The organism is Micromonospora sp. AMSO31t (assembly GCF_008868175.1).
GTDB lineage: Bacteria > Actinomycetota > Actinomycetes > Mycobacteriales > Micromonosporaceae > Micromonospora.
This window is the reverse complement of record NZ_WBKT01000207.1, coordinates 1-9,754: the sequence shown is the minus strand read 5'-3', so window position 1 is coordinate 9,754 and position 9,754 is coordinate 1. Positions and strand designations below refer to the sequence as shown.

Genomic DNA, 9,754 nt, shown 5'->3' with positions numbered 1-9,754 from the left:
CCACCCGGCCGCTCCCGCGCCGCCGCCGCCGCATCCCATCCGGACCACGCCGGCCAGCCCGCCACGCCCCACGCCGGTGCCCTCACCGTCGCCGTCCGACCCGGAGCCGAGCCCCAGCCCGACCGGCGAACCGACCCCGAGCCCGGAGCCGACCCCGACCGCCGAGCCGTCGCCCACCGGCGACCCGGACCCGACGACCGAGCCGACCGACGGCACGCCGTCACCGACCGGCACGCCGTCGTCGGAGTCGCCCACGCCGACGCTCAGCCCGCGCGACGACCCGCACCCGAGCGCCACGGCGTCGGGCACCACGGCCCCGACCGCGTCGCGAGCCTGATCCGGCCAGCGGCCGTTCCCGACGGCCCGGCGGGTCAGGCCGGGTCGTCGGTGAGGCGGTGGCGGTTCGCCTCGATCCAGGCGTCCAGCGCCGCCGGATCGTCCGGGTCGACGCCGTCCGCCATGAGCTGGGCGACGGCGGCCGTGGCCGGGCTGCGGCGCTCGCCCGTGCTGTAGAGCCGGGCGAACTCGGGGACCATCTCCTCGATCGCCTCGTCCGTGCGGGCGGCCGCCGCCGGGGCCAGCCCTCGCTGGCGGGCCGCGTACGCCGCCCAGCCGCGCAGCACCCGGGGCAGCATGGCGGCGTCGTCCATGTCGAGCACGGCCCGCCGGTGCACCCAGTCGAGCAGGAACAGCTCCGCGACCGTCGGGCTCCACCGCATCGGGTCGGCGTCCGGGAAGCTCGCCGCGTGGTCCAGCAGCAGACCCAGGCAGAAGTGCAGCGAGGCCAGCTCCCCGTCGGCCACCCGGTCCAGGCCGAACCGGACCGCCTCCGGCGAGCCGAGGAAGGCCCGCACCAGCCCGGTCCGTGCCTCGTCGGTGAGCGCCGGGACATCGGTCGTCGCCGCGGGCGCCGGGCCGGGCAGCGCGGCCAGCCGCGCACCCACCAGCGCCCGGTCGGTGGCCAGCGAGCCCTGCGCCGGCAGCTCGCCGAGGTCGTCGGTGATCGCCAGGTGGCGGCTCACCTCGACGCGCATCCGGGCCGGGTCCTCGGTGCGGAACCAGGTGAACTCGTCCTGGGTGCAGATCTCGCGGGCCTGCTCGACGATCCGGGCGGCCGGGCCGCCCACGAACACGTCCTTGGTGATCCCGATGTTGTGGTCGACCAGGGCCACCAGGGCGTGCTCCGGGCCACCCTCGTCGTCGTCGTAGGCGAACGTGGCCAGGTAGGAGGTCTGGTCGCCGTACACGTCGCCGTACGACCAGGCGCCCGTGAGGTGCACCCGGCCCAGTTGGCCGGCCCACGCGGGCGCGTACGCGCCGGGTCGGACCCGGCCGGCGCCCTCGGCGTCGGGCACCAGGGTGGCGAAGACGGCGCGGATGGTGGTCGCGGCGGCGCTGCGGCGGCGCGACGTGGCGGTCAGGAAGCCGGCCACGAACTCGCGGACGGCGTTGTCCCGGTCGGTCTCGGCAACGGCGTAGACGCTGCCGAGCAGCGCGGCGCCGAGCATCTCCGCGTCCAGGGCGGAGTCGAGCCTCGTCACGTCGCGAGCGGCGTGCAGCACCGCCTCGTAGGGGGTCTGTGGCGTGGCCATGCACCGACCCTACGCCGCCCGGCCCGCCCGGACACCGGTCAGCACGCCGGGCATTCCGCGCCGGGGCTCAGCCCCGGGCCGCCTCCCGCAGCGCCTCGCGCGCCTCGCCGTAGCGGGCCAGCACCGCCCAGACCGGGTTCAGCACGTGCTTCTCGCCGACGCTGCCCACCGACGTGAGCAGGCGCTGCTCGGCCCGGCGCCGGGCGCGCCGCGCCGCCCACCGGATCACCGGCCGGGTCAGCGCCGCCACCAGCAGCCCGGCCAGCAGGCCGCCGAGCAGCAGCACGGTGGGCCAGGGCACCTCGCCGAGTTCCGGATAGTCGAGGGCGGGCAGGCCGAGGATGCGCAGCGCGTAGCCCAGCAGCAGCCAGGCCAGGCCGGCCAGCGCCGCGAGGGTGACCAGCCACTGGAGCGCGCCGACCACCCCCCACCAGGTCGGCCGGCGGTCCATGCCCAGGTCGGTGGCGGCCACCGCGTGGTCCAGCGCGTCCGGCAGGTCAGCCAGCCGGGACCGGGCCGCGGCGGTCACCGCGGCCGGCCAGGGTGCCGGCAGGTCGGCGGCGGAGCGGTCGGCCACCGCGCGGATGGCCAGGTTGAGCGCCGAGCGCTGCGCGGCGGTCGGATCGGGTACGGAGGTGGCCGCGACCAGGCTCTCCGCCGGCGCGTCGGCGCCCCCGCCCGGCAGGTGCAGCCGGCGCAGCGGGTCCGGCCGCAGCTTCCGCCAGCCCCGGACCAGCGGCCAGCCGGTGCTGCCGACCGCCCGGTGCCGGTACGCCCCCTCCACCGCCTCGGCCACCGTCGGCACGCCGGCCGCTCCGGCCAGCGCCGTGGTGAGCTCCCGTGCCGAGGCGTCACCCGGCCCGGCGCGCGGCGGCTCGGGCCCGACCAGCGGGTCGAGCCCGGCCACCACGGCGTCCACGTCGCCGGCCAGCCGGCGCAGCGCGGCCTGCCGCTCGGCGACCGTGCGCTCCAGCTCGGCGCGGAGCCCGTCCAGCCCGGCCGGGTCCACCGCCACCGTGGGCAGCAGCGGCACTCCCTCCAGCCCGTCGGCGTCGAGCAGCCGGCGCAGGTCGCCGAGGACCCGGGGCAGCTCGGCCGGGGGCAGCCGGTCGGCCTGGTTGAGCACCACCACGGTCACGTCGCGGTGCCGGTGGAACTCGCGCAGGTAGCTGGTGTGGATCACGCGGTCGGCGTACTTCTGCGGGTCGACCACCCAGACCACCAGGTCGACCAGGCCGAGCAGCCGGTCCACCTCCAGCCGGTGGGTCCGCTGCACCGAGTCGAAGTCGGGCAGGTCCAGCAGGACCAGCCCGTGCAGGCCGGACTCGTCGTCGCCGTCCAGCGGGCTCTCCCGGACGAACCGGTGCCGCGGCAGCACCCCGATCCAGTCGAGGAGCCGGGACGCGCCGTCGAGCTGCCCCCAGACGCAGGCGTGCGCCACCCCGGTGGTCGGCCGGCGGACGCCGACCGGGGAGAGGTCCAGCCGGGCCAGGGCGTTGAACAGGCTCGACTTGCCGCTGCCGGTCGCACCGGCCAGCGCGACCACGGTGTGGTGGCCGGAGAGGGCCAGCCGGGTGCCGGCCCGCTCGACCACGGTGTGCGCGGCGACCAGTTCGGCGTCGGGCACCTGGCCGTCGACCGCGCCGAGGAAGCGCTGGAGGGCCTGGAGCCGCGCGATCAGGACGTCAGGGTCGACCCGCTGCCCGCCCCGGAACGCCTCCCGCATCCGGCCGACGATGTTGCTCACGCGCGCCCACCCTCGTCGGCGGCGGGCAGCACCGCGCCCGAGGTGCCGGAGAGGCCGGCGCGGTGCCGGGCCTTCTCCACCTCGCCGGCTGACCGGCGCAGCGCGGCGCCGGTGTCGGCGGCCGGGCGCGCCTCGGCGGTGCGGGCGAGGAACCGCTCGGCCTCTTCCGCCAGCAGCGCGCCGATCCGATCCAGCAGGTCCACCCGCGCCTTGCTGGCGAGGTTGCGGACCGCCTGGTCGCCGAAGATCGCCTGGAGCACCGCCTGGGCGGCGACCGTGGTGCCCGCGCCGGTGGCGACCTCCAGCCCGGTCGGGATGAAGGCGGTGGCCGCGAAGACCGCGATCATGACGGCCAGGCCGGTGGCGTTGACCGCGTACGCGGCGGTGCGGGCCACGAAGCGGCGGTCGCCGCCCTCGGCCCGGACCAGTTCGAGCACGCCGCGCTGCCAGTCGCGGACCAGGCGCTCGGCGCGCTCGGGAAGATCGGCCGACGGGTGCGCCAGCTCGGGTTCGAGCAGCGCCGCCCCGGCCGGGTGCGCCTTCCACCCGGTGTACGCGTTCTCCGCCGCCTCGGCGGACACCCCGCGCAGCAGCGTGACCAGTTGCGACTCGATGGCGTTCCGCAGCTCGGCGGCCGGGGCCGGACGGCCGGTGACCGCGGCCACCACCCGGTCGCGCAGCCGGCCGATCCGCGCCTCCAGGCTGCGGAAGAACTCACCGGTGCCGACGAACTCCTGCCAGCGGGCCAACACCTCGCCGCGGAGCAGCCGGCCGTCCTTGAGCCCCTGGTCGACCGTCCGCTCCGCCCCCCGGTACGCCGCCCGCACCCGCTCGTCCAGCGCGTCGGCGGCGGCCACCTGCTCGTCGGCGGCGTCGGCCAGCGCGTCGACGGTGGGGTGCAGCGCGGCCAGCGCGCCGTCGAGGGTCTGCCGGACCACCGCCGAGCGGGCCTCGGCGTCGGCGGCGAGCCGCGCGAACCAGGCGGACAGCGGGGCGGTGACCCGGTCGGGGAGCAGGCCCTGCCCGTCCACCCAGGTCTCCGGCAGGACGAACAGCGGCGCGGCGCCCAGGTCCTGCGCGGCGAGCATCTCGGACAGGTGGGCGGCGATCTCGTCGGCCGCCTCCGGGGGCACCCGGTCGAGGACCATGGCGATGGCCGTGCCCCGGGCCCGGGCGCTGCGCAGCAGCTCCCACGGGACGGCGTCGGCGTAGCGGGCGGCCGTCGTGACGAAGAGCCAGAGGTCGGCGGCGGCCAGCAGCTGACCGGCGAGCGCCCGGTTGGCGTCGACCACCGAGTCGATGTCGGGCGCGTCGAGGAAGGCCAGCCCGGCCGGGAGCGCGGGAGCGGTGACCAGCTGGAGGGTGCCCGGGTTCTCGCTCGGCTCCGTGGTGCGGGTCAGGCCGGGCAGCAGCTCGCCCTGGCGGAACCAGGCCGCGTCGGCCGGGTTGCAGACCAGCACCGGCGAGCGGGTGGTCGGGCGGAGCACCCCGGCGGCGCTGACCCGCGCCTGGACCAGGCTGTTGACCAGCGTCGACTTGCCGGCGCCGGTGGAGCCGCCGACCACCACGAGCAGCGGGGCGTCGAGACGGGCGAGCCGGGGCAGCAGGTAGTCGTCGAGCTGGTCGGTGAGGCCGGCGGCGGTGCGGCGGGCGGGCTCGGCCGAGGGCAGGGCGAGGGGGAACCGGGCCGCCCCGATCGCGGCCCGCAGGCCGGTGAGTGCGGCGGGCAGACCTTCCGCGGCGTCGGCGGGCAGGTCCCCACCGGTGTCGTGGGGGCCGGTGCGGGCGGCGACGGCGGGCGCGCCGGCATGGGTGGCGGGATCGCCGTGCGTCGTCACCGCTAAAGCGTGCCCGACCGACGCAAGGTAAGACAACCGGACGGTAATAACGGTCAGGTTGCGTCGGGTCGGCTCAACCTGGACTTGCGGATCGCCCCGGGCGTGGCACTATTGAGTCAAGTTCACTCAACTTGTGGTGCGGTCGCTGCGGGCGACCCGCCGGGCAGGCCCGTTGACCTGCTCACCGTTACGAAGCGAGGAAGCGAACATGGCACGTGCGGTCGGCATCGACCTCGGCACGACGAACTCCTGCGTCAGCGTTCTCGAGGGCGGTGAGCCCACCGTCATCGCCAACGCGGAGGGCTCGCGGACGACCCCCTCGATCGTCGCGTTCGCCCGCAACGGCGAGGTGCTCGTCGGTGAGGTCGCGAAGCGCCAGGCGGTGACCAACCCGGACCGGACCATCCGCTCGGTCAAGCGGGAGATCGGCACCAACTGGACCGTCGACATCGACGGCAAGAAGTACACCCCGCAGGAGATCTCGGCCCGCACGCTGATGAAGCTCAAGCGGGACGCCGAGGCGTACCTGGGTGAGCAGATCACCGACGCGGTCATCACCGTGCCGGCCTACTTCAACGACGGCCAGCGCCAGGCCACCAAGGAGGCCGGTGAGATCGCCGGCTTCAACGTGCTGCGGATCGTGAACGAGCCGACCGCCGCGGCCCTGGCGTACGGCCTCGACAAGGGCTCCAAGGAGCAGACCGTCCTGGTCTTCGACCTGGGTGGCGGCACCTTCGACGTCTCGCTGCTGGAGCTGGCCGAGGGCGTCATCGAGGTCAAGTCCACCAGCGGTGACAACCACCTCGGTGGTGACGACTGGGACCAGCGCATCATCGACCACCTGGTGAAGACCTTCCGCGGCGAGCACGGCATCGACCTGTCCCAGGACAAGATGGCCATGCAGCGGCTCAAGGAGGCGGCCGAGAAGGCCAAGATCGAGCTGTCCGCCGCCACCACCACCAACATCAACCTGCCGTACATCACCGCCGGCTCGGCGGGCCCGCTGCACCTCGACGTGACCCTGAGCCGCGCCGAGTTCCAGCGGATGTCGCAGGACCTGCTGGACCGCTGCAAGGGCCCGTTCGAGCAGGCCGTCAAGGACGCCGGGATCAAGGTCTCGGACGTCGAGCACGTCATCCTGGTCGGCGGCTCGACCCGGATGCCGGCCGTGACCGACCTGGTCAAGCAGCTCACCGGCAAGGAGCCCAACAAGGGCGTCAACCCGGACGAGGTCGTCGCCGTCGGCGCCGCCCTGCAGGCCGGTGTGCTCAAGGGTGAGGTCAAGGACGTCCTGCTGCTCGACGTGACCCCGCTGAGCCTGGGCATCGAGACCAAGGGCGGCATCTTCACCAAGCTGATCGAGCGCAACACCACCATCCCGACCAAGCGCTCCGAGGTCTTCACCACGGCCGACGACAACCAGCCGTCGGTGCTGATCCAGGTGTTCCAGGGCGAGCGCGAGATCGCGGCCTACAACAAGAAGCTCGGCACCTTCGAGCTGACCGGCCTCCCGCCGGCGCCGCGCGGCGTGCCGCAGATCGAGGTCACCTTCGACATCGACGCCAACGGCATCGTCAACGTGCACGCCAAGGACCTGGGCACCGGCAAGGAACAGAAGATGACGATCACCGGCGGCTCCTCGCTGCCGAAGGACGACATCGAGCGGATGCGCCGGGACGCCGAGGAGCACGCCGACGAGGACAAGCGCCGGCGCGACGAGGCCGAGACCCGCAACCTGGCCGAGGCGCTCCAGTGGCAGACCGAGAAGTTCCTCGCCGAGAGCGGCGACAAGCTGCCCGCGGAGAACCGCGACCAGCTCAACGAGGCGCTCGGCGAGCTGCGCAGCGCACTCGGCGGCCAGGACATCGACAAGATCAAGGCCGCGCACGAGAAGCTGGCGCAGGTCTCCCAGCAGGCCGGCTCGCTGCTCTACTCGCAGCAGCAGGGCGAGCAGGGTGCCCCGGGCGAGGCCGGGCCGGGCGCGGGTGCGACCGGTGGCGCCCAGGCCGGCGGCCCCGACGACGTGGTCGACGCGGAGATCGTGGACGAGGACAAGAAGTGACCTTCGGTCCCGGACACGTTTCCCACCGCGAGAGGGATGAGGTAGCCGCATGACGGAGAAGCCACGAGCCGCCGACCCGGGGTCCACCGGGTCGGCGCCGGGTGGCTCCGCGACCGCCGGCCAGGGCGCCGGCGAGGAGCCGCGCGTCGTCATCCGCGACAAGCGCAAGATCGGCAAGACCACCGAGCAGTCGGTGGCCGACACGTCGGCCGCCGACGCCGCGGCCGACGCGCCCGCCGAAGGGCTGGTCGAGGAGGTCGAGGTCGTGGTCGACGAGATCGAGGGCGAGGCCGACGCCCCGGTCTCCGGCCCGCCGGTGGTCGACGCGCCGGCCCAGCCGAGCGAGGAGTCGACCACCGAGAAGGCGCCGCTGGGCGGCGAGGTGGAGTCGCTCCGGGCCGAGCTGGACGAGCGGACCCGCGACGTCCAGCGGGTGTCGGCCGAGTACGCCAACTACCGCAAGCGGGTCGACCGGGACCGCAGCCTGGTCCAGGAGCAGGCGACCGGCACGGTGCTGACCGCACTGCTGCCGATCCTCGACGACCTGGACCGGGCCCGCGAGCACGGCGACCTGGTGGGCCCGTTCGGCAGCGTGGCCGAGCAGCTCACCACCGCGCTGACCAAGTTCGGCCTGACCGCCTTCGGCGAGCAGGGCGACCCGTTCGACCCGACCCGGCACGAGGCGGTGGCGCACCAGACCTCCGCCGACGTGACCGAGCCGACCTGCGTGCAGGTCATGCGCCGGGGTTACCAGCTCGGCGAACGGCTCCTGCGGCCCGCCCTGGTCGCGGTCGCCGAGCCCGAGTAGTGCCGACCCGTGACGTCCCGCCCGCCCACGCCGGCCGGGCGGGACGACCGGGGGACGTCCCGTGGAAGGGGGTGGACCGGTGAGTTCCAAGGACTGGATCGAGAAGGACTACTACGCCGCGCTGGGCGTGGAGAAGTCCGCCTCCTCGGACGAGATCAAGAAGTCGTACCGGAAGCTGGCTCGGGAGTCGCACCCGGACCACAACCCCGGTGACCCGAAGGCCGAGGAGCGGTTCAAGGCCGTCTCCGAGGCGTACGCCGTGCTGGGCGACGAGAAGAAGCGCCGCGAGTACGACGAGATGCGGTCGCTCTTCGGCTCGGGCGCCTTCCGGCGCAACGCCCGCGGAGCGGGCCAGCCCGGCGGCATGCCGTTCGACGTGTCCGACCTGTTCGGCGGGGCGGGCGGCGGCGAGGCGCAGTTCGGCGGCGGCGGCGGGCTGGGCGATCTGTTCAGCTCGATCTTCACGGGCGGGGGCGCCGGCGGCGCGGCCCGCCCGCGGGGCCCGGGTCGGGGCCGGGACGTCGAGACCGAGGTGGCGCTGGACTTCCCCGACGCGGTTCGCGGTGTCACCCTCCCGCTGACGCTGCGCGCCCCCGGGGTGTGCGAGACCTGCCACGGCAACGGGGCGAAGCCGGGCACCCAGCCGGTGGCCTGCCCGGTCTGCCACGGCGCCGGGGTGACCACCCGCAACCAGGGGTCGTTCAGTTTCTCCGAGCCGTGCCGCAACTGCCAGGGCGTGGGCACCGTCGTCGAGGAGAAGTGCCCGGAGTGCCACGGCACCGGCGGGGTCACCAAGACCCGCACGCTCAACGTGCGCTTCCCGGCCGGAGTGGCCGACGGCCAGCGCATCCGGCTGGCCGGCCGGGGCGAGCCCGGCGAGCGGGGCGGCCCGGCGGGTGACCTGTTCGTGCACGTCAAGGTCCGCCCGGACGAGCTGTTCGGGCGCACCGGGGACGACCTGACCCTGACCGTGCCGATCACGTTCGCGGAGGCGGTGCTCGGCACCGACCTGCGGGTGCCGACCCTGGACGGCACGGTGACCCTGCGGGTGCCGCCGGGTACGCCCAGCGGGCGGGTGCTGCGCGCCCGGGGCAAGGGCGTCGTGCGCCGGGACGGCCGCGCCGGTGACCTGCTGGTCACCCTCGACGTGGTGGTCCCCGCGACGCTGTCGGACGAGGCGCGGGCGGCGCTGGAGACGTTCGCCGCGCAGACCCCGCCGGCGGCGCGGGAACATCTCGACGCGCGGGTGCGTCGATTCAGTTGACCGGGTGACGAGGCAGCGGAGGTGAGCGGGGATGTCACAGGAGTTCGTCGGCTCGGGTGACCCTGCCTACGAGGCCAAGGTTCTGATGATCTCGGTGGCGGCCCGGATGGCGGGGATGCACCCGCAGACGCTGCGCCAGTACGACCGGCTGGGCCTCGTGCAGGCCGGCCGGGCGGCCGGCGGCGGTCGCCGGTACAGCGTCCGGGACGTGGTGCTGCTCCGTGAGGTGCAGCGGCTCAGCCAGGACGACGGGATCAACCTGGCCGGGGTCAAGCGGATCATCAACCTGGAGCGGTTGCTGGAGGAGGCCCAGGCGCGGGTGGCCCGACTGGAGGCGGAGCTCGACGCCGCGTACCGCCGGATCGCCGAGCTGGAGTCGCTGGGCGGGTTCCCCCGCGGTGACCTCGTCCCCACCAACCGCACCTCCACCGCGCTCGTCGTCT

At 74.9% G+C, this 9,754-nt stretch carries 7 protein-coding genes and 1 pseudogene; 4 read left to right on the top strand and 4 right to left on the bottom strand.

Annotated features, from left to right (window positions below):
• The 4 genes and pseudogenes from F8274_RS28255 to F8274_RS28240 all read right to left on the bottom strand — a co-directional run.
• A pseudogene (locus F8274_RS28255) lies at nucleotides 1-312 on the bottom strand (hypothetical protein); the annotation flags it as partial.
• 59 nt (nucleotides 313-371) lie between these two features.
• Entirely contained in the window at nucleotides 372-1,592 is a 1,221-nt protein-coding gene (locus F8274_RS28250; protein ID WP_151465407.1) for a hypothetical protein, read from the bottom strand.
• A 67-nt stretch (nucleotides 1,593-1,659) separates the two neighbouring features.
• Nucleotides 1,660-3,318 carry a GTPase gene (locus F8274_RS28245; RefSeq protein WP_151465408.1) on the bottom strand — a complete coding sequence of 553 codons (1,659 nt, stop codon included), beginning with the start codon at nucleotides 3,316-3,318 and terminating at the stop codon, nucleotides 1,660-1,662.
• Nucleotides 3,319-3,335: 17 nt separating this feature from the next.
• Nucleotides 3,336-5,177 carry a GTPase domain-containing protein gene (locus tag F8274_RS28240; RefSeq protein WP_151465406.1) on the bottom strand — a complete coding sequence of 614 codons (1,842 nt, stop codon included), beginning with the start codon at nucleotides 5,175-5,177 and terminating at the stop codon, nucleotides 3,336-3,338.
• 208 nt (nucleotides 5,178-5,385) lie between these two features.
• Here F8274_RS28240 and dnaK point away from each other — a divergent pair, with 208 nt between their 5' ends.
• The 4 genes from dnaK to F8274_RS28220 form a co-directional block, all read left to right on the top strand.
• Nucleotides 5,386-7,239: a molecular chaperone DnaK gene (dnaK, locus tag F8274_RS28235; protein WP_151465405.1), complete on the top strand. Its 1,854-nt coding sequence runs from the start codon at nucleotides 5,386-5,388 to the stop codon at nucleotides 7,237-7,239.
• Between the two features lie 49 nt (nucleotides 7,240-7,288).
• Entirely contained in the window at nucleotides 7,289-8,047 is a 759-nt protein-coding gene (gene grpE, locus F8274_RS28230) for a nucleotide exchange factor GrpE (RefSeq protein ID WP_151465404.1), read from the top strand.
• A gap of 79 nt (nucleotides 8,048-8,126) precedes the next feature.
• On the top strand, nucleotides 8,127-9,311 hold the full coding sequence (gene dnaJ, locus F8274_RS28225) for a molecular chaperone DnaJ (protein ID WP_151465403.1): 1,185 nt from the start codon (nucleotides 8,127-8,129) through the stop codon (nucleotides 9,309-9,311).
• Between the two features lie 31 nt (nucleotides 9,312-9,342).
• Nucleotides 9,343-9,754, top strand: a 412-nt coding sequence (locus F8274_RS28220; RefSeq protein WP_151465402.1) for a heat shock protein transcriptional repressor HspR, incomplete at its 3' end; no start/stop codon positions are given.